This is a genomic window from Pseudonocardia sp. TMWB2A (assembly GCF_017312135.1).
Genome location: NZ_QKQY01000002.1, coordinates 5113456 through 5135649, shown reverse-complemented (window position 1 = coordinate 5135649; position 22194 = coordinate 5113456). Strand labels below are relative to the sequence as shown.

The following is a 22194-nucleotide window of genomic DNA, read 5'->3' as shown; positions in this document are numbered from 1 at the left end:
TGCCGGCGGGTCAGTTCCCGCCCGCCCCGCCCCCGCCGCCGGGGCGGCCCGGCGTCGCCTCGACGGTGGCCTGCGGCAGCAGGACCTGCTGGCCGTCGTCGAGGCCGGACCGGACCTCGGTGAACTGGTCGCCGACCAGGCCGGGGACGAACTGCCGGGTCACCGCGGCGCCGTCGTCGCCGGGCACGTCGACGACCGAGCGGCCGCCCTCCTGCCGGACGGCGGTGTTCGGCACCCGCAGCACCCCGTTGCGGGCCTCGGTGCGCACGTCGGCCTGCGCGGTCTGGCCGTCGCGCAGCTGCGGGTCGGTGCGGTTCAGCACGACGGTCGCGTAGTAGCTCACGACGCCCGACAGCTGCGTCGCGGTCGGCGCGACGGCCACCACGGTCGCCGGCAGGCTCACCCCGGGCAGCGCGTCGACGGTGACGTCGACGGTCTGGTTCGGGGCGACCCGGGCGGCGTCGCTCTCCTCGAACGGGACGACCAGCTGGTAGGTCTGCAGGTCGTTGAGGGTGAGGAACGGTGCCCCGCCGGCCGCGGACGCGCCGCCCCCGGTGGCTCCCGCGCCGCCCGAGGCCGCCGAGGCCGACCCGACGGCCTGCGGGATCCGGGCGTCGGTGCCGGGGGCGAGCGCGGTCGCGGCGTTCGCGGCGGGCACGACGTCGCCCACCGCGCCGTTGATCGCGGACACGGTGCCGGCGACCGGGGCGCGCAGCAGGGTGTCGTCGAGGGCGCGCTGGGCGTCGGCGAGGGTGTTGCGGGCGTCGGCGACCACGGCGTCCTGCACCGCGACGTCGGCCGGTGCGTCGTTGTTCGCCCCGGTGAGCTGGGAGCGGGCGTCGGACACCGCGCTCTCGGCGTTCGCGATCGACACCCGGCCGGAGGCGGCACCGGTGTCGCGGCTGCCCTCGGCCTGCGACAGCGCCGTCTGCGAGGTGATGACCTGGCCCTTCGCCGTCGTCACGGCCTGCTCGTCGGCGGCGACGGCGGTGCAGGCCGGGTCGGTCGTGGCCGCGCCGAGGCCGGACCCGCCCGACGCGCCGGACCCGCCGGACAGGCCGCCGAGCAGTCCGCCGCCGGACGGGTCGGCAGTGGGCTCGGGGGTGGCGGTCGCGGTGCTGCCACCGGAGCGCTTGCAGGCCCGCCGGTCGGTCTCCAGCTGCTGCTGGGCCGCGGCGAGCTGCTTGCGGTCGAAGGCGAGCTGGACCTTCGCCCGCTCGACGGCGGTGTCGTTGGCCGCGTTCTGCGCGCCGACCTGGTCCCGGGTCGCGGCCAGCACCGACTCGGCCGAGGCCAGCGACGCCTGCGCGGCCTCGACGGTGTTCGCGCCGGTCAGCTTGCCCAGCGACGCCTGCTGCTGGTCCAGCCCGGCCTGCGCGGAGGCGACCTTCGACCGGGCCTCGGCGTCGTCGAGCCGGGCCAGCGGCTGCCCCGCCGCGACGGTCTCGCCGACCTCGACCAGCAGCTCGGTGATCCGGCCGCCGTCGGTGAACCCGAGGTTCTGCTGGGTGATCGACACCAGCGAGCCCGACGCCGACACCCCGGTGGAGACCACACCCCGGTCGACGACGGCCGTCGGCGGTGGCTGGTCCCCTCCGGTGCAGGCCGTGAGGCCGACGAGTCCGGCGAGCAGCAGGCTGCCCGCGAGCCGCAGTCGGGTCATGAAGTGCTCCTCAGCTGCTGTCACTGGTGCCGCAGGGCGTCGATGGGCCGCATCCGTGCGGCCCGGTTGGCGGGGAAACCGCCCGCGAGCAGCCCGATCAGCAGGCTCACCCCGAAGGCGAGCACCACCGATCCGGCCGACACCGTCGGGGCGGGGAAGTCGGGTACGAGGCGGGGCAGGACGATCCCGGCCAGCACGGACACGCCGACGCCGACCAGGATCCCGATGACCCCGCCGATGCCGGTCAGCACCATCGCCTCGATGAGGAACTGCTGCAGGATCGCGCGGCGGCGCGCGCCGATGGCCTTGCGGATGCCGATCTCGCGGGTCCGCTCGGTCACCGTGACCAGCATGATGTTGGCGACGCCGATGCTCCCGACCAGCAGCGAGATGCCCGCGACTGCCGCGACGAAGATCGTCACGAAGCTCAGGACCTGCGAGGACTGGTCGAGCAGGCTCTGCAGCGCGGTGACGGTGTAGTCGCGGTCCTGCGGGTCGTCGATGCGGTGCCGGTCGTCGAGGACCGTCGTGACCTGCTCGACCGCCTGCGGCACCGCGTCGGTGGACACCGCGCGCACGGTGATCTGGTCGACGACGTCGCCGCCACCGGTCAGGTAGGCGCGTGCGGCGCCCAGCGGCATGACGGCGATGTCGTCCTGCTGGCCGTTGGCGGCGAGCACGCCGATCACCCGGAACGAGGTACGGCCGATCCGCACCTCCGAGCCCAGCGCGTCGCCGGCGCGGCCGCCGAACAGCGTCGCCACCGGGTTGGGGCCGAGCACGACGACCTTCGCCCGGGTCGTGGCCTGCCGGTCGTCGAAGAACGACCCGACGACGAGCTCCCGGTTGGTGATGTCGAGGTAGTCGGCGTCGGCGCCGGTCACGCCGCTGCGGACGCTCCCGCCACCGGCCAGCTGCAGCTGCGCCGAGCCGGTCACCGTCGGGCTGACCGAGGCGACCGCGGGCGCGGAGGCCCGGTCGCGCAGGGCGCGCACGTCGGCGTCGGTGAGGTCGCGCGGGGTGCCGCTGCCGCTGATGCCACCGCGGTCCGGGGTGATCTGGATCTGGTTGGCGAGCGGGCCGAACGCGTCGGCGACGAAGCGCTGCAGACCGTTGCCGAACGCGACCAGCACGATCACCGCGGCGACCCCGATGATGATCCCGAGCATCGTCAGCAGCGACCGCAGCGGCCCGGCCCGCAGGCCCCGTACCGCGATCCGCGCGGACTCCCAGATCGTCATCGGCGCTCGTCACCCACGATCCGGCCGTCGCGCAGGGTCACGACCCGCTTGGCGAACTCCGCGACCTCGGGCTCGTGGGTGATCAGCACGACGGTGCGGCCGCTCTCGTTCAGCTCCACGAACAGGTTCATGACGTCGGTGGTCGAGGCGGTGTCGAGGTTCCCCGTCGGCTCGTCGGCCAGGATCATCGACGGGTCGGTGACCAGGGCACGGGCCACCGCGACGCGCTGCTGCTGGCCGCCGGAGAGCTCGTTGGGCCGGTGGTCGCCGCGGTCGCCGAGCCCGACCCGCTCCAGCGCGCGCCGCGCCCGGCCCCGGCGGTCGCGCCCACCGGCGTAGACCAGCGGCAGCTCCACGTTGGCCAGCGCCGAGGTGCGCGGCAGCAGGTTGAACGACTGGAAGACGAAACCGATCTTCTGCAGCCGGACGTCGGCGAGCCGGTTGTCCGACATCCGTCCGACGTCGATGCCGTCGAGCCGGTAGGCGCCGGAGCTCGGCACGTCGAGGCAGCCGAGGATGTTCATCATCGTGGACTTGCCCGAGCCGGAGGGACCCATGATCGCGACGAGGTCGCCGTCGTCGACGTGCAGGTCCACGGCGTCGAGTGCGCGCAGCTCGAGGGCTCCGGTCCGGTAGACCTTGGAGACCCCCTCCAGCTCGATCACGATTCCGGAGATTACGCACGGTGCGGTTCCGGGAAATCGTCGGGTCGTCGTCGGGAATGGTGCGCAGAAATGCGTCGTCACCCGATCGGGTGGATGGTCGCGCAGGGCCGTCACCTGCGGGTCGTCGATCAGTTAACGCGGAATCATCCCCATTTCGCGGTGGCGAGCGGGGAGTCGTCCCCGGGTCGGCGTCGCGAATTCGTGACCAGCTCGTGACCGGTCCCGTCGCGGATGCGGCCGGGCCCGTCCGGATACGGTGCCGTGGACCGACGCCGGGAGGCCGCATGGGCGAGCGACGACACCTGCTGGAGGGGCTCGCCGGCCCGACCGTCGCGCTGGAGGCGGTGAACCGGGCGACCCACGAGTTCACCGGCAGGCAGGCCCGGCGGGCGGGGCTGCACCCGACCGACCTGTGGGCGCTGCGGCTGCTCGACGTGCACGGCTCGCTCGGGCCGACCGAGCTGGCCCGGCGGCTGGACCTGCGGCCGGCCTCCACCACCGCGCTGATCGACCGGCTCGAGGCGGCCGGCCACCTCGAGCGGGTGCCCGACCCGCACGACCGCCGCCGGGTCACCGTGCGCTCGCGGGAGGAGTCCTTCCGCGCGCGGCTCGCGCAGTGGGAGCCGGTCGTGCGGGCCCTCGACGACGTCGCCCGCCGCCTCTCCGACGACGAGGGCGCGGTCGTCGAGCGCTACCTGCGCGCGGTCGTCGCCACGCTCGACGAGCTCGGCGCCGGATAGTCCGGGAGCCGGAACGCGTCGACCGCGCCGGTCGGCGTGGCCCCGAGCAGTCCGGTGACACGCTTCCCGACCGGGCTCGCGACGGCCCGGAACGCGGTGCGCAGCGTCCGGATCCCGGCCCGGGTCCGCGGGTTGGCCAGCGTCAGCGGCGGCAGCTTCTGCGCCTGCTCGGTCGCGGGCCGCAGCAGCTCCTCGTAGCGGCGCAGCGCACCCGCGGTGTCGCCGGGGCGGGAGGCCAGCTCCCCGGCCAGCACGTAGGCACCGATCAGGGCCAGGCTCGTGCCCCCGCCGCCCAGTGGCGACGGGCAGTACGCGGCGTCGCCGAGCAGCACCACCCGTCCCGAGCTCCAGTGCGGGGTCATGACCTGCCCGACGGCGTCGAAGTACATCGGCGCTCCGTCCGGCCCGTCGCCGAGCTCGCGCAGGATCCGCGGGGCGACCCAGCCCGCGTCGGCGAAGGTCTGCCGCAGGACGGTGCGGACGTCGGCGTCGCCGAGGGTCTCCAGGCCGCGCACCCCGGACAGGAAGGTCAGCATGGCGCGGGTGGTGCCCAGGTTGTCCGGGCGCAGGTGCACCCCGCGCGAGCCGGTCTCGTGGAACCAGTTCCACCAGGCGTCGTCGTCGGCGGTGCGGGGGATCGTCAGGTAGGCGCCGTACAGACCGGTCTCGCGGACGGTGACGTCGTCGAACACCAGGTCGCGGGTGCGCGACCGCAGTCCCTCGGCGACCACGACGAGGTCGGCGGTGACGGTCGTGCCGTCGTCGAGGGCGACCCGGGCCGGGCCGTCGCCGGTGCCCCGGTCCTCGACGCCGGTGATCCGGGTCCCGAACCGGAACGTCGTGGACCCCGGCGCGGCCTCGATCAGCACCCGGGCCAGCTCGCCGCGCAGGATCTCCAGCTCGGCGGTCGGACCGTCGGTCGACCCGGTCGGGTCCATCGGGATCTCGGCGACCGGGCGCCCGTCGTCGCCGATGACACGGAAGCCGACCTCCTGGGTGCCGGCGGCCCGCACGGCGTCCTCCAGGCCCATGCGGCGCAGGACCTCGCGGGCGGTGCCGCGGACGTCGATGTTGTGCCCCTCGTCGCGCTGCCGCGGCGCGCGCTCCAGGACGGTCGTCCGCCAGCCGTACGCGGCCAGGCGCAGGGCGAGCGCGGAGCCGGCGATGCCGGCGCCGGAGATCAGGGCGTGCCGGGAGGAGGTCATGGTAGTTAGATGACCGAACTACCCGGTCGGCTAAACCTGCGCGACGATCTCGTCGGCCACCCAGCGGGCGGCGCCGTCGGGGAACGGCGCGGGCAGTCCGAGGACCACGTGCCCGAACCCCGCGGCGACGGCGGCGGAGACCCGCTCGCGGGCGTCCTGCGGGTCGTCGTAGGAGACGCCCAGGTGGATCGACCGGGTGATCTCCGCCGGGTCCCGGCCGATGTCGGCGCACAGCCCGTCGAGCATCGCGCTGCGGGCGACGGCGTCGTCGAGGTCGCCGCCGGGGATGTTCCAGACGTCGGCGTGCCGTGCCGCGATCCGCAGCGTCGCCCTGGCCCGCCCGCCGATCACGATCGGCGGGTGGGCCTGCACCGGTTTCGGGCTGCCGAACGCGCCGGTGAGCCGCACCTGCTCGCCGTCGACGTCGAACGGCTCGGTCTCGGTCCACAGCCGCCGGATCACCGTGCAGGCCTCGTCGAGCGCGGTGACGGCGTCGGCGGTGGCGGCGAAGGGCAGGCCGTGCGCCTCGTACTCGCGGCGGGCGAGCGGGTGGTCCGGGCGGGACCCGACGCCGATGCCCAGGCCGAGCCGCCCGCCGGAGACGACGTCGACCGTCGTCGCGATCTTGGCCAGCACCGCGGGCGGGCGGAACCGGTTGCTGGTGACCAGCAGGCCCAGACGCAGCCGTCGGGTCCGTGCGGCCAGCGCGGACAGGGTGGTCCAGCCGTCGAGGGCCGGCCCCAGCGGGTCGCCGCCGATCGGCATGAGGTGGTCGAACAGCCAGGCGTGCTCGATGCCGGGCAGCTCGTCGGCCTCGAGCCAGACGCGCAGCAGGTCGTCGTAGGTGGTCTGCATCTGGGCGGTCATGATGCCGATGGACGCTCGGGACACGGGGGCTCCTGCGGGAGATGAAACGGAACAATGTTCCGGGTACGATACGGAACAGTGTTCCGGTCGGCAAGGGAGTGTGCGGTGGGTGTGCAGCGGGTACCGGTCCGGTCCGACGCCCGGCGCAGCCGTGCCGCCCTGCTCGAGGCCGCCGCGGCCGAGTTCGTGACCGCGGGCGTCGACGCGCCGGTCCGGGCGATCGCCGCCCGTGCCGGTGTCGGCGTGGGGACGGTCTACCGGCACTTCCCGACCCGGCCCGACCTGGTCGTCGCCGTCTACCGGCACCAGGTCGAGGGGTGCGCGGCGGCCGCACGGACCTGCCTCGACGCCGGTCCGACGCCGTTCGACGCCCTCACGGCCTGGGTCGGGGAGTTCGTCGACCTGCTCGTCACCAAGCACGGGCTGGTCGCGATGCTCGTCCACGACGACGGCCGCTCCGCCGCGCTGCACGAGCTGTTCCTGGAGCGGCTGCTGCCGGCGGGGGAGGAGATCGTCCGGGCGGCACGGGAGGCCGGGCAGCTGCCGTCCGACGTCACCGCCTACGAGGTGCTGCGGGGGATCGGCAACCTGTGCTTCGGCGCCGAGGCCGATCCCGCCTACGACGCCCGCCGCGCCGTCGGCTTCTTCCTCGCGGGCCTCCGGGTTGCGTAACCGGAACATCGTTCCTATATTTCCGGAGGAGGCTCCGCTTCAAGGTCTCCACTCCGTCTCCCGAAGGAGCGCACCATCGTGGACTCCACGATCTCCCTCACCGTCGACGGCCGTCGCCACGAGCTGACGGTCGACACCCGGACCACCGTCCTCGACGCGCTGCGTGACCGGCTCGGCGTGACCAGCGCCAAGAAGGGCTGCGACCACGGCCAGTGCGGTGCGTGCACCGTCCTGCTGGCCGCACCCGGCGAACAGGGGCCGGGCCGCCGCGTGCTGTCCTGCCTCTCGCTCGCCGTCGCCCACGACGACGCCGCGGTCACCACCGCCGACGGCCTCGGCACCGGTGCGGACCTGCACCCGCTCGCCGAGGCCTTCGTCGCCCACGACGCCTACCAGTGCGGCTACTGCACCCCCGGCCAGATCTGCTCGGCCGTCGGGATGCTGGACGAGGCCCGCGCCGGGCACCCCAGCGCGGTCACCGCCGACCTGTCCGGCGACGGACCGGCCGTGCTGGACCGCGCCGAGATCGCCGAGCGCCTGTCCGGGAACCTGTGCCGCTGCGCCGCCTACTCCGGCATCGTCGACGCCGTCGGTGCCGTGGGCACCGGGACGGGGGCGTCGCGGTGAAGCCGTTCGCCTACACCCGTCCCGGCGACGCCGCGGCCGCGGTCGCCGCGGTCTCCGCCGACCCGTCCGCCGCCTACCTGGCCGGCGGGACCAACCTCGTCGACCACCTCAAGCTGGGCCTGGTCGAGCCGGGCACGCTCGTCGACGTCACCGGCCTGCTGCCCACCGGGATCACCCCGACCGCCGACGGCGGCCTGTCCATCGGCGCGGGCGCCCGCAACACCGACGTCGCCGTGGACCCGCGGGTCCGACGCGACTACCCGGCGCTGTCCGCGGCGCTGCTCGCCGGGGCCTCGGGGCAGCTGCGCAACATGGCGACGACCGGCGGGAACCTGTTGCAGCGCACCCGCTGCTCCTACTTCGCCGACCTCACCGCGCCCTGCACCAAGCGCGACCCCGGGCAGGGCTGCTCCGCGCAGCACGGCTGGGCCCGCCACCACGCGATCCTCGGCGCACCCGAGGGCGGCTGCATCGCGACCCACCCGTCGGACATGGCGGTCGCGCTGGCCGCGTTCGACGCCCGCGTGCACGTCCTCGGCCCGGACGGGGAGCGCACCGTCGCCGCCACCGAGCTGCACCGGCTGCCCGGCGACGACCCGGGCCGCGACACCGTGCTGGAGCACGGGGAGCTGATCACCTCGGTCGAGCTGCCCGCGCTGCCGGTCGCCGCGCACTCCACCTACCGCAAGGTCCGCGACCGCGCCTCGTACGCGTTCGCGCTGGTGTCGGTCGCCGCGGCCCTCGACGTCGCCGACGACGGCACCGTCCGCGACGTGCGGATCGCCCTCGGCGGGGTCGCGCACCGGCCGTGGCGGGCGCACCGCGCCGAGCAGGCGCTGCTCGGCGGGCCCGCCACCGACGAGGCGTTCCGCGCCGCCGCGGCGGCCGAGACCGCCGACGCCCGCGCCGTCGACACCGCCGTCGGCGGCAACGCCTTCAAGATCCCGCTGGTGGCCGGCACGGTCACCGCCACCCTGCGCGGCCTCGCCGCGCACCGGACGGAGGCCGCATGACCAGCACCGTCACCCCCGGCACCACGACCGACGGCGCCGCAGGCACGTCGCACACCCGGATCGAGGGCCCCGCCAAGGTCACCGGCAACGCCGTCTACGCCTACGAGCAGGACGCCGCCGCACCGCTGCACCTGCGCGGCGTCGGGGCGACGATCGCCCGCGGCCGGGTCCGCTCGGTCGACACCACCGCCGCGGCCGCGGTCCCCGGGGTGGTCGCCGTCCTGACCCCGGACACCGCGCCCCGCCTCGACGACGGCGCGAACACCGAGCAGGCCGTCCTGCAGACCGGCGCCGTGCACCACCGCGGCCAGTACGTCGCCGCGGTGCTCGCCGAGACCGCCGAGGCGGCCCGGGAGGCGGCCGACCTCGTCGTCGTCGACTACGACGCGGAGCCCGCCACCACCGCGTTCGACCCGGGGTCGGCCGAGGCCTACACCCCCGAGGTCGTCGTCGCGTTCCCGCCGGACACCCGCACCGGCGACCCGGAGACGGCGTTCGACGAGGCCCCCGTGCAGGTCGACGCCACCTACACGACGCCGATCGAGTACCACCACCCGATGGAGCCGCACTCCACCGTCGCGCGGTGGGACGGCGGGCACCTCACGCTGTTCGAGTCCTCGCAGGCCGTCTGGGACGCGCGACGCCAGGTCGCGGCCCTGTTCGGGATCGGCGACGACGCCGTCACCGTCGTCTCGCCGCACGTCGGCGGCGGGTTCGGCACCAAGGGGGCGCTGCACGCGGGGTCGGTCCTGGCGGTGCTCGCCGCGCGCGCGGTCCCCGGCCGGTCGGTGAAGCTGTCGCTGACCCGCCGCGAGATGACCGACACCACCGGGTACCGCCCGGCGACGGTGCAGCGCCTCCGGCTCGGCGCCGGGACCGACGGGCGGCTGCACTCGCTCGGCCACGACGTCGTCGAGTCCGGGGCGCGGATGGCCGAGTTCGGCGAGCCGACCGCGGTGATCAGCAGGCACCTGTACGCGTCGCCGCACCGGCGGACCTCGCACCGGGTCGTGCCGCTGGACCTGTCCACGCCGACGTTCATGCGCGCACCCGGCGAGGCGCCCGGCAGCTTCGGCGCGGAGTCCGCGCTCGACGAGCTCGCCGTCGCCCTCGGGATCGACCCGGTCGAGCTGCGGATCCTCAACGAGCCCGACGTCGACCCCGACACCGGCAGGCCGTTCTCCAGCCGCAACCTCGTGGCCTGCCTGCGGCGCGGCGCCGAGCGGTTCGGCTGGGCCGACCGGGACCCGCGCCCGCGCACCCGGCTCGTCGACGGCTGGTGGCACGGCACCGGCGTGGCCGCCGCGTTCTTCCCGTCCTTCGCGATGCCCGGCTCCGCCGCCGCGATCCGGTTCGACGCCGGCGGTGCCGGTGCGCCCGGCCGCTACCGGGTGGACATCGCCGCGGCCGACATCGGGCAGGGCGCCCGCACGGTGCTCACCCAGATCTCCGCCGAGGCGCTCGGGGTGCCACCCGCGCAGGTCGACCTGAACCTGGGCGACACCGGTCTGCCGCACGCGACCGTGGCCGGCGGCTCCGCGGGCACCGCGTCCTGGGCGACGGCGATCGTCGACGCCGCCGACCGGTTCCGCGACAAGTGGGGCACCGACCCCGAGGACGCGGCGGAGGCCGACGGCGTCGCCGGGCACAACCCGGCGATGGCCGAGTACGCGATGGGCGCGCACGGGGCGCACTTCGTCGAGGTCGCGGTGCACGCCGACACCGGGGAGATCCGGGTGCCGCGGATGCTGGGGGTGTTCGCCGCGGGCCGCATCCTCAACCCGCTGACCGCGCGCTCGCAGTTCCTCGGCGGGATGGTGTGGGGGCTGTCGATGGCGCTGCACGAGGAGGGCGTCGTCGACCCGGCCCGCGGGCACGTCGTCAACCACGACCTCGCCGGCTACCACGTGGCGGCGAACGCCGACGTCGGCGACATCGACGCCGAGTGGGTCGACGAGGACGACCCGCACGTCAACCCGGTGGGCGCCAAGGGGATCGGGGAGATCGGGATCGTCGGGGTGGCCGCGGCCGTCGCGAACGCCGCCCACCACGCCACCGGCGTGCGGGTCCGGTCGCTGCCGATCACCCTGGAGCACTTCCTGGGGGCCTGAGCGCGAGCGCCAGGACCCGCTCGGCCCGCTCGGCGAGCCGCTGCGGGTCCTGCGCCGCCGTCGCCGCCCGGAGCGCGTGGGCGTCGAGACCGTCCGGCACGCCGAGGGAGTACCAGCGCTCCAGCAGGTCCACGGTCATCTCGGGGTGGAACTGCACGCCCACGCTGCGACCGGCCACGAACGCCTCGTGCCCGGCCCCGCTGGTGGCGAGCAGCTCCGCCCCGGGCGGCGCGACGAGCTGCTCGGCGTTCCAGCAGAACCACGGCCCGGCCGGGAGGCGGCCGTCGACCGGGTCGACCGGGTGCCATCCGATCCGCGCGGCCGGCAGCGTCGTCCGGGAGCCGCCGAGGGCCTCGGCGAGGAGCTGGGCGCCGAAGCAGACCGCCAGCACCGGCACCCCGGCGTCGTGCGTCCGGCGCAGGAAGGCGACCTCACGGGCCGCCCACCCTGCGATCCGCTCCCTCGGCCACGGCGCGCCGAGCGTGACCACCAGGCCGGCCCCGGTGGGGTCGGGGAACCCGGCGTCGACGTCCGGGGTGTCGTACCGGTCCGCGGGCACCACCGTCGTCCACTCCGGACGGATCCCGCGTCGTTCCAGGGCACGGCCGAGCAGCCCGAGCCCGGCGACGTGGTCGTGGCCGATCACGATGGCGCGCACTGGCACACCCTGCCACCACCCGGGTTTGTCCCGCGCGGTCGCGGGTAGTGCGCGCCCTTCGCGGTCGAACAGCCGGCCCCGCTCCCGCACCACCTGCACGACCGACGGAGCCGTCGTTGATCCCGCACCACCCGAACTCCCCGGCCTCCCCGTTCACCGAGGGACTGCGCCACCGCATGCGGCTGGCCTGGCGCGCCGGCGCCGCGGCCGGCGCCGCCTGGTATCTCGCCACCCTCGTCCCCGGTGTCCTCGGCCAGTACCCCTACTACGCGCCGCTCGGTGCCCTGCTCGTCTGCTACCCGACCGTCTTCGACTCGCTGCGCCAGAGCCTGTACGCGGTGCTCGCGACCGGCCTCGGCGTCGGCCTCGGTGCCGCCGCCCTGCACCTGGGCGGCGCGCAGTGGTGGGCGGTGGCCGCGGCCGTCCTCGCCGGCATCGCGGTGGGTGCCGTCCCGATCCTCTCCGCGGCCCGCGACCTCGTCCCCACCGCGGCGCTGTTCACGATCCTCATCGGTGCGACGGACCCGTCCGGCTTCATGGCGGGCTACCTCGGCCAGACCCTGCTCGGCGTGCTCGTCGGGGTCGCGGTCACCCTGGCCCTGCCGCCTCCGCCGCAGAACGCCCGCGCGCACCGAGTGGTGGCGCGGCTGCGCGACGGCATCGCCGACCACCTGCAGGAGATGGCGGAGGTCCTGGCCGAGCGGTGGCCGCCGGAGCGCGAGGAGTGGACCCGCCACCGCCACGACTTCGAGCCGCTGATCGACGCGACCCGGGAGGCGGTCCGCTCCGCCGACGCCGGCCGGCGGGCCAACCTGCGGGCGCGTGCCTACCGGGCCCGCGGCCAGCAGCTCTACGAGGCCGCGCAGACCCTGGAACAGCTCGCGGTGCTCGTCCGCGACGTCAGCACGGTCCTGGCCCAGACGGCGTGGGCCGAGCGCACCGTGCTCGTCCTGGACCCGGAGCTGCGCACCCCGGTCGCGGAGGCGATGCGTGACCTGGCCACCGCGATCCGGTCGGCGGAGCTGGCGCACCTCACCCGCGGCCCCGCACCCGCCGGGCTCGACGGGCACCGCCGCCACCTGGCCGCCGCCCGGGAGGCGCTGGACCGGGTCACCGACCGGCTCGACTCCCAGCGCGCGGGCTGGGAGGACAGCCTCGCCGCGTCGGGGATCGTGCTGCACCTGCGGCGTTGCCTGGACCACCTGCACGCCGGACCGGCCGACCGCAGCCCGGATCTGCATCCGGCGGACCGGTGACGTGTGGGCGGCCGCCGACGGGGTACGTCAGGTCCATGTCGGCACTCGTACCCGGGGCGTACGCCGGCCCAGGTCCTGTCGGTTGAGATCCTGCAGCCGGCGGGGCCGCCCCGAACCTCACCTCGATCACCGCGAACGGACGAGGAGCGCCTGATGCCGGGACGCCGGACCTCCTGGACCGAGGACCTGTCCGAGGGGGCGTCGTCGGAGTTCCGCGCCGACGACGACGCCGGGCGCGCGCCCGAGGAGCTGGCCCGGACGATGGCCGGACTGTCGCGTCACCTCTACGCGGCCCGTGACGCGGCCGACGCGTGCGACCGTGTGCTCGAGGCGTGCACCGCGCTCGTCGAGGGCTGCACCCACGCCACGCTCACGCTGACCTCCGGCGGAAAGGTCGCCACCCCGGCGTGCACCGGTCCGGGCGCCCGGACCGTCGACGATCTGCAGCGTGAGCTGGGCGAGGGCCCCTGCCTCCAGGCGATCAGCGCGGACCGCAACGTCGTGTCGGCCGACCTGGGGCACGACGGGCGCTGGCCCCGGTTCGGCCCGGCCGCGGCGCGCCGCGGCATCGGCTCGGTGGTGGCCTCCCGGCTGTTCACCGACGAGCGCACCACCGGCGCCCTGAACGTCTTCGGCGCAGCCGGCGCGTTCGACACCGCCGCCCAGGACCGGATCGCGGTGCTGGCCGCGCACGCCGCCGTCGCGATCGACGCGGTGCGTACGCGGGAGAACCTGCAGGAGGCGGTCCGCAGCAGGCAGGTGATCGGCGAGGCGATCGGCATCCTGCGGGAGCGCTACGGGATCTCCTCGGAGCAGGCGTTCGACCGGCTCACCCGTGCCTCGCAGCACCTCAACATCAAGCTCCGCGCGATCGCCGAGCACCTGAGCCGCGACCCGACGGCGGAGGGGGTCAGTCCGCCAGCGGGCGGAACCGGCGCAGCCGCAGGCTGTTGAGCACCACGCACACCGAGCTGAACGCCATCGCCGCTCCGGCGATCATCGGGTTGAGCAGCCCGAACGCGGCCAGCGGGATCGCGGCCGTGTTGTAGGCGAACGCCCAGAACAGGTTGCCCCGGATCGTGCCCAGGGTGCGCCGGGACAGCCGGACGGCGTCGGCCGCGGCCCGCAGGTCACCCCGGACCAGGGTGATGTCCGACGCCTCGATCGCCACGTCGGTGCCGGTGCCCATGGCCAGGCCCAGGTCGGCCCGGGCGAGCGCGGCCGCGTCGTTCACGCCGTCGCCGACCATCGCGACGACCCGGCCCTGCTCCTGCAGCCGCTCCACCACGGCGAGCTTGTCCGCGGGCAGCACGTCGGCGATGACGGTGTCCGGGCCGGGCTCGATGCCGACCTCACGGGCGACGGTCTCGGCGACGGCCCGGTTGTCCCCGGTGAGCAGCACCGGACGCAACCCGAGCCTGCGGAACTCCGCGATCGCCTCGGCCGAGGTCGGCTTGACGGTGTCGGCGACGACGAGCACGGCACGCGCGGCCCCGTCCCACGCGACGGCGACCGTCGTACGGCCCCGCGCGGCCTCGTCCGCGGCGACCGCGGCGAGGTCGTCGGACAGCGGGACCGACCACTGCTCGAGCAGCCGCGGACGGCCGACGAGCACGGCGTGGCCGTCGACGACGCCCTGCACGCCGAGGCCCTCGTGGTTGGTGAAGTCCGTGACGGCGGGCAGGTCACCGACCCGCTCGGCCGCCGCCCCGGCGATCGCGGCGGCGACCGGGTGCTCCGAGGCGCGCTCCAGCGCCCCGGCGAGGCGCAGCACGGTCGCCTCGTCGGTCCCGTCGCCGGTGTGCACGCCGGTCAGCGCCATGGTGCCGGTGGTGACGGTGCCGGTCTTGTCGAGCACGACGGTGTCGACCCGGCGCGTGGACTCCAGGATCTCCGGCCCCTTGATCAGGATGCCGGTCTGGGCGCCGCGCCCGGTGCCGACGAGCAGCGCGGTCGGCGTGGCCAGCCCGAGCGCGCACGGGCACGCGATGATCAGCACGGCGACGGCCGCGGTGAACGCGGTCGAGGCGACGGCGCCGGTGAGGATCCAGACCAGCAGCGTCGCGGCGGCGATCACGGCGACGACGGGCACGAACACCGCGGAGATCCGGTCGGCGAGGCGCTGCACCTCGGCCTTGCCGTTCTGCGCCTCCTCGACCAGCCGCGCCATCTGCGCGAGCGCGGTGTCCGAGCCGACCCGGGTGGCCCGCACGACGAGCCGCCCGCCGGAGTTCACGCACCCGCCGACGACGGTGTCCCCGGCCCGGACCTCGACCGGCACCGACTCGCCGGTCAGCATCGAGACGTCGACCGCCGAGCGGCCGTCGACGACCTCGCCGTCGGTGGCGACCTTCTCCCCGGGGCGCACGACGAACTCCTCGCCCACGGCGAGCTCGTCGACGGCGACGCGCACCTCGGCGCCGTCGCGGAGCACCGTCACGTCCTTCGCGCCCATCTGCAGCAGCGCGCGCAGCGCGGCACCGGCCCGGCGGCGGGAGCGGAGCTCGACGTAGCGCCCGGCCAGCACGAACGTGACGACCGCGGCGACGACCTCCAGGTAGATGTTCCCGCTGCCGTCGGTGCGCGAGATCGTCAGCTCGAAGGGGTGCACCATGCCGGGCATCCCGGCGGTGCCGAGGAACAGCGCGTAGAGCGACCAGGCGAGCGCGGCCGTCGTCCCCATCGAGACGAGGGTGTCCATCGTGGCGGCGCCGTGGCGCAGGTTGGTCCAGGCGGCGCGGTGGAACGGCGCGCCCGCCCAGCCCCAGACCGGCAGTGTCAGCAGCAGCGAGACCCACTGCCAGCCGACGAACTGCCATGCGGGCGTCATCGCGACGACGACGACCGGCACCGACAGCACGGCGGCTCCGATGAGCCGGTTCCGCAGGTCGCGCAGGTCGCGCTCGGGGTCCTCGTCGGCCTCCGCGCTCGGCGGGGTGGCGGTGTAGCCGGCCGCCTCGACGGTCCCGACGAGCGTGTCGATGCCGATCCCACCGGGCGCGCTGACCCGGGCCTTCTCGGTGGCGTAGTTGACGGTGGCGGTGACGCCGTCGAGCTTGTTGAGCTTGCGCTCGATGCGGTTGGCGCAGGACGCACAGGTCATGCCGCCGACGGCGAGCTCGATCTCGGTGACGGTGCTGCCCGCGCCGTTCTCGGCGACGGTCCCGGTCGCGGCTGCGCGGGGCAGGGCGGTGACGGGTCCGTGGGCCGGGGACGTGTCGCTCATGGTCGGTCCTCCGGGGGTGACCCGGCGCGGGTGGCGGTGGCGACCCGCGCCGGGTGGGTGGTCAGGGGTGCTCAGACGAGCTGGTAGCCCGCCTCGTGCACGGCGTCACGGACGGCGTCGGGGGAGATCTCGTCGTCGCTGGTGACGGTGACGGCGCCGGTCGGCAGGTCGACGGCCACGTCGGTGACGCCGGCGATCTCGCTGATCTCCTCGGTGACCGAGGCGACGCAGTGCTGGCAGGTCATGCCGGTGACGGTGTAGCTGGCGGTGCTCATCGTGCTCTCTCCCGTTCGGATGTCAGGATCGGACCAGCCGGGCGATCGCCGCGCTGGCCTCCCGGATCTTCTCCTCGGCGACGGGGCCACCCTCGGTGGCGGCGTCGGCGACGCAGTGCTTCAGGTGTTCGTCGAGCAGACCCAGCGCGACGGCCTCGAGGGCCTTGTTGACCGCGGCGACCTGGGTCAGCACGTCGATGCAGTACTTGTCGGACTCGATCATCCTGGTGATGCCGCGGACCTGGCCCTCGATCCGCCGCATCCGCTTGACGTGCGCGTCCTTGGTGTCGGCGTAGCCGGGCATCGCGTCCTCCTCGGGGTCCACCGTCACCATACCCCTAGGGGGTAACGGTATCCACCCGGGCTGTAGCGTCCGGGGTGTGACGGACCGGACCCGGCTGCTCGTGCTCGTGCTGCCGGTGCTGTTCGGGCTGCTGGGGATGCACGCGCTCGCGGCGCCGCCCGCGCCCTCCGGTGTACACCACGCTCCCGCGGTCGCCGTACCCTCCGTCCCGCACGGGGTGGAGGGGGCGTCGCGTCCCGACCCGCACGGCATGCCCCACGACGGGGCGTCGCACCTGCTGCACCTGTGCCTGGCCGTGCTCGCGGCCGGGGTCGTCCTGGCCGCGGCGGTGCTGCTGTCCGGGTTCGCGCCGCTGCCGTCGTCGCGCCGGGCGGCCGGTCCGGGACGCCCGCGGACCGCACCGACGGCCCGCCCGCCCCCGGTCCCACGGCGGCTCGCGCTGCTCTGCGTGTCGCGGACGTGACCGGCCTCCGGCGCGGGAGAGCGCCGGAGCCGCCGAGCACCCACGACACGGGAGTACCGACACATGACACGCACGAACGTGGCGCTCGCCGCCACGGCACTGGCCGCTGCCCTCGTCCTGACCGGCTGTGCCGGCGGGGGAGCGTCCGCCCCGCCCGCGGCCTCGTCGAGCAGCGCCGACGTCGCCTTCGCCCAGGGCATGATCCCGCACCACGAACAGGCGGTCGCGATGGCGCGGCTCGCCGACGGCCGCGCCGGAGCCCCGGTGCGCGACCTCGCCGCCCGGATCGAGGCGGCCCAGGGCCCGGAGATCGCGCAGCTGCAGGGGCTCCTGGCCGACTGGGGCGCCGCACCCGCCGCGGACCACCACGGCGGTCACGGCGACATGGCCGGGATGACCGGGATGATGTCCGACGAGCAGATGGCCGGTCTGGGGCGCGCGTCCGGCGCCGCGTTCGACCGGTCGTTCCTCGAGATGATGATCGCCCACCACGAGGGGGCGGTGACCATGGCCCGCGCGGAGCTCGACGCCGGGGTGGACCCTCGGGCCCGGGAGCTGGCACAGCGGATCGTCGACGCGCAGCAGGCGGAGATCGCGGAGATGCGGGCGCTGCTGGGCTGAGGTGGGCCCGGTCGCCGCACGGCTCGGGCCGTGGGCAGCGTCGGCGGGGCGCGGTCGGTTCGGTCGACCGCGCCCCGCCGTCGTCCGGGCGGCGCCGCGCCGCGCTCCCCGAGCCTCGTCCGTACGGCCCACCGTTGTCCCAGCTCAGCGATTCGCAATAGCGAACGTAAACTAGCGATCGAACACACGTTCGAGCACTCTCGATGGTGTGACCGCCACCCAGGAGCCACCCGCCCACGCCACCGGCGTGCCCGGCGACGGGTTCCCCTCCGGTGACCTCACCCTGCTCCGGTTCCACGTCGAACAAGCCCTCGGCGCCGACACCTGCGCGTGGTCCGAGTCAGAGTTGATCGACCAGATCCAGGAGATCGAGACCCTCCAGGCCTCCCTGGCCGCCCTTCAGGCGGACCGGATCCGGGTCTTCGCCCAGGCCCATGTCGAGAACCGGCGTGTCGACGACCGGAGCGACTTCGACAAGATCCACCGCAGCGTGATCGCCCAGGTACAGCTGGCCTGCCGGGTCTCCACCGCCGAGGCCCGCACCCGCATCGCCGACGCCCGCGACCTGCACTCCGGACTCGACGACATCCGGTGTCTCCACCAGGCCGGTCAGCTCAGCGCCGCCAAGGTCACCGCGATCGCCGTCGAATGCCGCGACCTCAACACCACCCAGCGCGCGCGGGTCGACGCCCGGCTCGCCGCCGTGCGTGACCTGACCCGGTACGGCATCGGGCGGCTGCGGGCGATGACCCGGCGTCTGGTCGCCGAGATCGCCCCCGACCGCTTCCGCGCCCGCGTCCACGCCGCCAAGGCCGAACGCCGAGTGACACTGCGCCCGGCACCGGATGCGATGAGCTATCTGACCGCCTACGTCCCGGTCGAACAGGGCGCCGCCTGCCTCGCCGCACTACAGAGAGCGTTCGTCGAGGTCCAGGTCGACCCGGCGCCGCTGACCCGTACCCGTGGGCAGGTTCTGGCCGACACCCTCGTGGAGCGGGTCACCGGGCAGGCCACCGCGACGGCGGTGAACCTGGAAGTGCAGGTCACCGTCCCGGTCCAGGCCCTGCTTGACCCAAGGTCCCCGCTGCCCGCGGAGATCCCCGGCCTGGGGCCCGTTCCGGCCGACCTGCTCGCCACCTCCGAGGGCGCCAAGTCCCTGCGCAGACTGCTCACCGACCAGGGCCTGGTCATCGGCGGCGACTCCCGCAGGCGTACCTTCTCCGGACTCCTCGCCACCCTCGTGAAAGCACGGGCGCAGAACCGGTGCACCGAGCCCTACTGCGACGCTCCCGTCCGCCACGTCGACCACATCCACCGCGACGCCGACGGCGGACGCACCGAGCTGGACAACGGACGCGGGGTCTGCGAGTTCCACAACCACGTCCGCGAACAACCCGGCTGGCACGTGGCCCGTGCCCCCGACGGGGCCGTCGTCACTACCACTCCGACCGGGCACACCTACCGCGGACCGGACTGACACTTGCGGTTGACGCTACGTCAACTTCTACCGTCGCTCCCATGACGGACGAGCCCTGCTGGAGCACCGACGACGTGGTCCGCCTGGCCGGGGTCAGCTCACGCACCCTGCGCCACTACGACCACATCGGACTCGTGCCCCCGGCCGGGACCGGCCCGGGCGGACGGCGCCTCTACGGCCGGACGCAGCTGCGTCGGCTGCAGCACGTGCTGTTGCTACGGGAGCTCGGACTCGGCCTGCCGCAGATCGCCGCGGTGCTCGACACCGGGTCGGACGCCGCGGAGGTGGACGCCTTGCGTGTCCACCACGGGCGGCTCCTCGACGAGATCGCGCGCCTGCGCCGGCTCGCCGACACCGTCGCACGATCCATCGGAGAACGAGAGGGGAGAGGCGAGATGACCGCCGAGGAGATGTTCGAGGCATTCCGGGACGACCCGCACGGGGCCGAGGCCCGGGACCGCTGGGGCGCCGACGCCGTCGCCGTCCAGGAACGCGTCGCCGACTGGACACGCGCCGACGCAACGGAGCTGACCGCGGACTGGGAGTCGGTCCTGCGCCGGCTCGCCACGGCACGCTCCGCCGGGGACCCGGTCGACGCGCCGTCGGTGCAGGAGATCGTCGCCGACCACCATCGCTGGGTGAGCCGGTTCTGGGTGCCGGCTCGCGAGGCCTACACCGGGCTCGACGAGCTCTACGCCGACGACCCGCGCTTCGCCGGCCAGATCGACGCGCACGGCGCCGGGCTGAGCGGCTACCTGCGCGACGCGATCGCCGTGTACGCGGCGGAGCGCCTGGAGCAGCCGTGACTCAGGTGAACGAGATGTGCACGTGGTCCATGTGGTTCGCCGTCGCCCCGCCCCGGTCCTCCTGGGCCTTCCAGCCGCTGCCGGTGTCGATGCGCTGCTGCCAGATGATGTAGGAGATCCCGAGGTCGTCCCAGTTCTGCTTGGCGTAGGCGGCGAGCCGGTCGCCCGTCGCCTTGTCGACCATGAAGTCCAGAGCCTTGCCGCTGGGGTGGTCGGAGGCGTTCCCGCGGCTGCCGATGCCCAGCACGGAGTCGACGCCGAACAGGCAGCGCAGCTTCTCCCCGGCCGTCGCCACGTTCGCGGCGACGCCCTCCATGCCCGCGGTGCCCAGGGCGCACGTGGTGGACCCGGTCGGACCGCCGCCCGAGGGGGCGCCGGAGGTCCCGGCCGAGGACCGCGCGGAGTCGGCGGCGCGCGCGGCCGCCTCCCGGGCCTCGCGGGCGGCGGCGCGGGCGCGCTCGCGCGCCTCGTCGCGGGCCTTCACCGCGGAGCCGACCGCACCGTCCGCGGCGCCGACGATCGCGTCGACGTCGACCGGGGGCGGCGGCTCGGCCAGCGACCGGGCCGCGCCGGCGTGCGCCGACGGCGTGGCCGACGCCGCCTCGGTGAGCGAGGCGTCCGCGGCCGGGGTGCTGAACGCCTGCAACGCGAGGTCGTCGACCCGGGGGAGCCCACCGCCCGTCGCGGCGTGCGCGGCGACGAGGCCGCCACCGGCGAGCGCGGAGGTGAGTGCCTGCAGGGTGCGGGCCCGCCCCGCGCGGCGGTGCCTCCCGCCCCGCTCCGGGCCGACGTCACGGGTGACGACGGTCGTCGACGGCAGGGGTCGGCTCGGGTCGGTCCGGCTCGGGGAGCGCCGGGCCGCCACTGAGCCGGGGATGTTCCTCGGCACGCAGGGCGTCCTTCCTCGTCGGAGACGGCTGCGCCCGTGTGCCTGGGGAGCGGGGCGCGCGGGTCCTGCTGGGGATCAGGACCGTGACCGTTCCGTGATCGACCGTACGGATCGGGTTGTCCGCGTGGGGCCGGTCCGCGACCACCGGCCGTCGCGGTGCTGCGAGTGGCAGGCCGCTCGGCCGGAAGGATCAACCGTGATCCACCTGTTGCCGAGGTGGGTCAGGCGTCCTGGACGTCCCAGGTGCCCGCGGCGTAGTCGAGGGTGACCCGCAGCGCGCCGCCGTCGCCGTGGCTGACGTAGACGAGCCGGTCGTCGGTGGCCTCCTGCACCTCGGTCCGCGCGTCGTACAGCCAGGGGTGGCGCCTGCGCAGTCCGATCAGCTCCTGGTGCACGGCCAGGACGTGCGGGTCGGCGCCGGAGGGGAGGGATCCGTCGGCGGGGAACTCGGGGCGGACCGCGTCGTCGCCGCCGGCCCGCTCCTCCTTGACCCCGGTGAGGCCGAGCTCGTCGCCGGCGTAGACCGAGGGGGTGCCACCGACGGTGCACAGCACGGCGACGGCCAGCTCGATGTGGCGGCGGTCGTGCAGCTGCGACGCGAGCCGGGTGACGTCGTGGTTGCCGACGAAGGTGTTCGGCACCGCGGCGGCGACGAACCGGTCGTGGCGCTGCAGCGCCCACGCCAGCTCGTGCGGGTTGCCGTCGTTGAGGCTCGACCAGATCGCCTTCCACAGCTCGTACTGGGTGAGCGCGTCGATCGTGGTGGCGGCGGTGACCGCGTCGTGCTCGCCGTGGATGACCTCGCCGAGGAACCAGGCATCCGGGTGGCGCTCGCGGACGCGGGGGAGCACGTCGGCCCAGAAGTCGTCGGGAACGGTGTAGGCGGCGTCGAGCCGCCACCCGTCGGCGCCGCGGTCGAGCCAGTGGCAGAGGATCTCGACGACGTGGTCGCGGACCGCGGGGTTGTCGTGGTCGAGGGTGTGCAGGCCGGGGTGGCCCTCGAAGACGGCGATCTCCCCGTTGTCGGTGTGCCGGAACCAGGCGTCGTCCGGCCCGCCGGGGTCGGCGCGGGCGGCGAGCAGCCGCGGGTGCTCGGGGCCGACGTGGTTGAACACGCCGTCGAGCAGGATCCGCAGGCCGCGTCCCTTCGCCTCGGCGACGAGCGCGTCGAAGTCGGCGTCCGAGCCCAGGCGCGGGTCGATCCGCAGGTGGTCGGTGGTGTCGTAGCCGTGGGTGGCCGACGCGAACACCGGGCCGAGCAGGAGCCCGTTCGCCCCCAGCGCGACGGCGTGGTCGAGCCAGCCGATGATCCGCCGCAGCGAGTGGTCCGCGCCGTCGCCGCGGTCGGGGTGGGCCCCGGTGAACCCCAGCGGGTACACGTGCCACCAGATCGCGTGCCGTACCCAGTCCATCCG

General features: G+C 75.0%; 22 protein-coding genes. 11 read left to right on the top strand and 11 right to left on the bottom strand.

The window, feature by feature from the left end; all coding sequences use genetic code 11:
* Window positions 1-10: 10 nt before the first annotated feature.
* The 3 genes from DMP17_RS38645 to DMP17_RS38635 are packed head-to-tail and all read right to left on the bottom strand — an operon-like array spanning window position 11 to window position 3569.
* Window positions 11-1663 (bottom strand): HlyD family efflux transporter periplasmic adaptor subunit, encoded by a 1653-nt coding sequence (locus DMP17_RS38645; protein WP_337832102.1) that lies wholly within the window; start codon window positions 1661-1663, stop codon window positions 11-13.
* A gap of 20 nt (window positions 1664-1683) precedes the next feature.
* On the bottom strand, window positions 1684-2904 hold the full coding sequence (locus DMP17_RS38640; RefSeq protein WP_161151480.1) for an ABC transporter permease: 1221 nt from the start codon (window positions 2902-2904) through the stop codon (window positions 1684-1686).
* Window positions 2901-3569: an ABC transporter ATP-binding protein gene (locus DMP17_RS38635; RefSeq protein WP_073577370.1), complete on the bottom strand. Its 669-nt coding sequence runs from the start codon at window positions 3567-3569 to the stop codon at window positions 2901-2903. The genes DMP17_RS38640 and DMP17_RS38635 overlap by 4 nt, the downstream gene beginning before the upstream one ends.
* Window positions 3570-3853: 284 nt before the next feature.
* Between DMP17_RS38635 and DMP17_RS38630 the strand changes: the two genes are divergently transcribed.
* On the top strand, window positions 3854-4309 hold the full coding sequence (locus DMP17_RS38630; protein WP_226350440.1) for a MarR family winged helix-turn-helix transcriptional regulator: 456 nt from the start codon (window positions 3854-3856) through the stop codon (window positions 4307-4309).
* Here the strand turns inward: DMP17_RS38630 and DMP17_RS38625 are convergent.
* Together DMP17_RS38625 and DMP17_RS38620 are read right to left on the bottom strand one after the other, a co-directional pair.
* Complete coding sequence (locus tag DMP17_RS38625; RefSeq protein WP_337832101.1) at window positions 4261-5514, bottom strand: FAD-dependent monooxygenase; 1254 nt, start codon at window positions 5512-5514, stop codon at window positions 4261-4263. The two genes, DMP17_RS38630 and DMP17_RS38625, sit on opposite strands and share 49 nt — an antisense overlap.
* Window positions 5515-5544: 30 nt before the next feature.
* On the bottom strand, window positions 5545-6369 hold the full coding sequence (locus DMP17_RS38620) for an LLM class flavin-dependent oxidoreductase (RefSeq protein WP_337832794.1): 825 nt from the start codon (window positions 6367-6369) through the stop codon (window positions 5545-5547).
* A gap of 117 nt (window positions 6370-6486) precedes the next feature.
* Between DMP17_RS38620 and DMP17_RS38615 the strand changes: the two genes are divergently transcribed.
* From DMP17_RS38615 to DMP17_RS38600, 4 genes are all read left to right on the top strand, one after another.
* Window positions 6487-7053 carry a TetR/AcrR family transcriptional regulator gene (locus DMP17_RS38615; protein ID WP_337832100.1) on the top strand — a complete coding sequence of 189 codons (567 nt, stop codon included), beginning with the start codon at window positions 6487-6489 and terminating at the stop codon, window positions 7051-7053.
* Between the two features lie 78 nt (window positions 7054-7131).
* Window positions 7132-7680, top strand: coding sequence for a 2Fe-2S iron-sulfur cluster-binding protein (locus DMP17_RS38610; RefSeq protein ID WP_062396781.1), 549 nt, complete (start codon window positions 7132-7134; stop codon window positions 7678-7680).
* Window positions 7677-8693, top strand: coding sequence for an FAD binding domain-containing protein (locus DMP17_RS38605; protein WP_226366501.1), 1017 nt, complete (start codon window positions 7677-7679; stop codon window positions 8691-8693). Before DMP17_RS38610 ends, DMP17_RS38605 begins: the two co-directional genes overlap by 4 nt.
* The gene (locus tag DMP17_RS38600) at window positions 8690-10804 is read left to right on the top strand and encodes a xanthine dehydrogenase family protein molybdopterin-binding subunit (protein ID WP_226366500.1); all 2115 of its coding nucleotides are present in this window, start codon (window positions 8690-8692) and stop codon (window positions 10802-10804) included. The genes DMP17_RS38605 and DMP17_RS38600 overlap by 4 nt, the downstream gene beginning before the upstream one ends.
* Here the strand turns inward: DMP17_RS38600 and DMP17_RS38595 are convergent.
* The gene (locus DMP17_RS38595) at window positions 10776-11462 is read right to left on the bottom strand and encodes a type 1 glutamine amidotransferase (protein WP_226350445.1); all 687 of its coding nucleotides are present in this window, start codon (window positions 11460-11462) and stop codon (window positions 10776-10778) included. The genes DMP17_RS38600 and DMP17_RS38595 overlap by 29 nt on opposite strands.
* Before the next feature lie 116 nt (window positions 11463-11578).
* On the opposite strand from DMP17_RS38595, the gene DMP17_RS38590 reads away from it, so the two are divergent.
* Together DMP17_RS38590 and DMP17_RS38585 are read left to right on the top strand one after the other, a co-directional pair.
* Window positions 11579-12718, top strand: coding sequence for an FUSC family protein (locus DMP17_RS38590; protein WP_337832099.1), 1140 nt, complete (start codon window positions 11579-11581; stop codon window positions 12716-12718).
* Window positions 12719-12871: 153 nt separating this feature from the next.
* A complete protein-coding gene (locus DMP17_RS38585; RefSeq protein WP_226366498.1) occupies window positions 12872-13672 on the top strand; it encodes a GAF and ANTAR domain-containing protein in 801 nt (266 codons plus the stop codon).
* Here the strand turns inward: DMP17_RS38585 and DMP17_RS38580 are convergent.
* The 3 genes from DMP17_RS38580 to DMP17_RS38570 all read right to left on the bottom strand — a co-directional run bounded on the left by DMP17_RS38580 (window position 13629) and on the right by DMP17_RS38570 (window position 16523).
* The gene (locus tag DMP17_RS38580) at window positions 13629-15821 is read right to left on the bottom strand and encodes a heavy metal translocating P-type ATPase (protein ID WP_226350646.1); all 2193 of its coding nucleotides are present in this window, start codon (window positions 15819-15821) and stop codon (window positions 13629-13631) included. The two genes, DMP17_RS38585 and DMP17_RS38580, sit on opposite strands and share 44 nt — an antisense overlap.
* A 194-nt stretch (window positions 15822-16015) precedes the next feature.
* On the bottom strand, window positions 16016-16219 hold the full coding sequence (locus DMP17_RS38575) for a heavy-metal-associated domain-containing protein (protein WP_208821024.1): 204 nt from the start codon (window positions 16217-16219) through the stop codon (window positions 16016-16018).
* Window positions 16220-16241: 22 nt separating this feature from the next.
* Window positions 16242-16523 (bottom strand): metal-sensitive transcriptional regulator, encoded by a 282-nt coding sequence (locus DMP17_RS38570; protein WP_226350647.1) that lies wholly within the window; start codon window positions 16521-16523, stop codon window positions 16242-16244.
* A 76-nt stretch (window positions 16524-16599) separates the two neighbouring features.
* On the opposite strand from DMP17_RS38570, the gene DMP17_RS38565 reads away from it, so the two are divergent.
* From DMP17_RS38565 to DMP17_RS38550, 4 genes are all read left to right on the top strand, one after another.
* Window positions 16600-16986 carry a DUF6153 family protein gene (locus DMP17_RS38565; protein ID WP_337832098.1) on the top strand — a complete coding sequence of 129 codons (387 nt, stop codon included), beginning with the start codon at window positions 16600-16602 and terminating at the stop codon, window positions 16984-16986.
* A 63-nt stretch (window positions 16987-17049) separates the two neighbouring features.
* Window positions 17050-17607 carry a DUF305 domain-containing protein gene (locus DMP17_RS38560; protein ID WP_337832097.1) on the top strand — a complete coding sequence of 186 codons (558 nt, stop codon included), beginning with the start codon at window positions 17050-17052 and terminating at the stop codon, window positions 17605-17607.
* A gap of 208 nt (window positions 17608-17815) precedes the next feature.
* Window positions 17816-19084, top strand: a complete 1269-nt coding sequence (locus DMP17_RS38555) for an HNH endonuclease (RefSeq protein ID WP_337832096.1) — start codon at window positions 17816-17818, stop codon at window positions 19082-19084.
* A 41-nt stretch (window positions 19085-19125) separates the two neighbouring features.
* Window positions 19126-19890, top strand: a complete 765-nt coding sequence (locus DMP17_RS38550; RefSeq protein WP_337832095.1) for a MerR family transcriptional regulator — start codon at window positions 19126-19128, stop codon at window positions 19888-19890.
* Window position 19891: 1 nt separating this feature from the next.
* Here DMP17_RS38550 and DMP17_RS38545 read toward each other — a convergent pair whose 3' ends face one another.
* Together DMP17_RS38545 and DMP17_RS38540 are read right to left on the bottom strand one after the other, a co-directional pair.
* Window positions 19892-20779, bottom strand: a complete 888-nt coding sequence (locus tag DMP17_RS38545) for a hypothetical protein (protein ID WP_337832094.1) — start codon at window positions 20777-20779, stop codon at window positions 19892-19894.
* Window positions 20780-21000: 221 nt separating this feature from the next.
* Window positions 21001-22191: an alpha-amylase family glycosyl hydrolase gene (locus DMP17_RS38540; protein WP_337832093.1), complete on the bottom strand. Its 1191-nt coding sequence runs from the start codon at window positions 22189-22191 to the stop codon at window positions 21001-21003.
* Window positions 22192-22194 lie beyond the last annotated feature (3 nt).

What these genes read in the sequence shown, in the direction of transcription:
- DMP17_RS38645 (WP_337832102.1), bottom strand. Translation starts at nt 1,663, where the DNA reads ATGACCCGACTGCGGCTCGCGGGCAGCCTGCTGCTCGCCGGACTCGTC.
- DMP17_RS38640 (WP_161151480.1), bottom strand. Translation starts at nt 2,904, where the DNA reads ATGACGATCTGGGAGTCCGCGCGGATCGCGGTACGGGGCCTGCGGGCC.
- DMP17_RS38630 (WP_226350440.1), top strand. Translation starts at nt 3,854, where the DNA reads ATGGGCGAGCGACGACACCTGCTGGAGGGGCTCGCCGGCCCGACCGTC.
- DMP17_RS38625 (WP_337832101.1), bottom strand. Translation starts at nt 5,514, where the DNA reads ATGACCTCCTCCCGGCACGCCCTGATCTCCGGCGCCGGCATCGCCGGC.
- DMP17_RS38620 (WP_337832794.1), bottom strand. Translation starts at nt 6,369, where the DNA reads ATGCAGACCACCTACGACGACCTGCTGCGCGTCTGGCTCGAGGCCGAC.
- DMP17_RS38600 (WP_226366500.1), top strand. Translation starts at nt 8,690, where the DNA reads ATGACCAGCACCGTCACCCCCGGCACCACGACCGACGGCGCCGCAGGC.
- DMP17_RS38585 (WP_226366498.1), top strand. Translation starts at nt 12,872, where the DNA reads ATGCCGGGACGCCGGACCTCCTGGACCGAGGACCTGTCCGAGGGGGCG.
- DMP17_RS38580 (WP_226350646.1), bottom strand. Translation starts at nt 15,821, where the DNA reads ATGACCTGTGCGTCCTGCGCCAACCGCATCGAGCGCAAGCTCAACAAG.
- DMP17_RS38575 (WP_208821024.1), bottom strand. Translation starts at nt 16,219, where the DNA reads ATGAGCACCGCCAGCTACACCGTCACCGGCATGACCTGCCAGCACTGC.
- DMP17_RS38570 (WP_226350647.1), bottom strand. Translation starts at nt 16,523, where the DNA reads ATGCCCGGCTACGCCGACACCAAGGACGCGCACGTCAAGCGGATGCGG.
- DMP17_RS38560 (WP_337832097.1), top strand. Translation starts at nt 17,050, where the DNA reads ATGACACGCACGAACGTGGCGCTCGCCGCCACGGCACTGGCCGCTGCC.
- DMP17_RS38550 (WP_337832095.1), top strand. Translation starts at nt 19,126, where the DNA reads ATGACGGACGAGCCCTGCTGGAGCACCGACGACGTGGTCCGCCTGGCC.
- DMP17_RS38540 (WP_337832093.1), bottom strand. Translation starts at nt 22,191, where the DNA reads ATGGACTGGGTACGGCACGCGATCTGGTGGCACGTGTACCCGCTGGGG.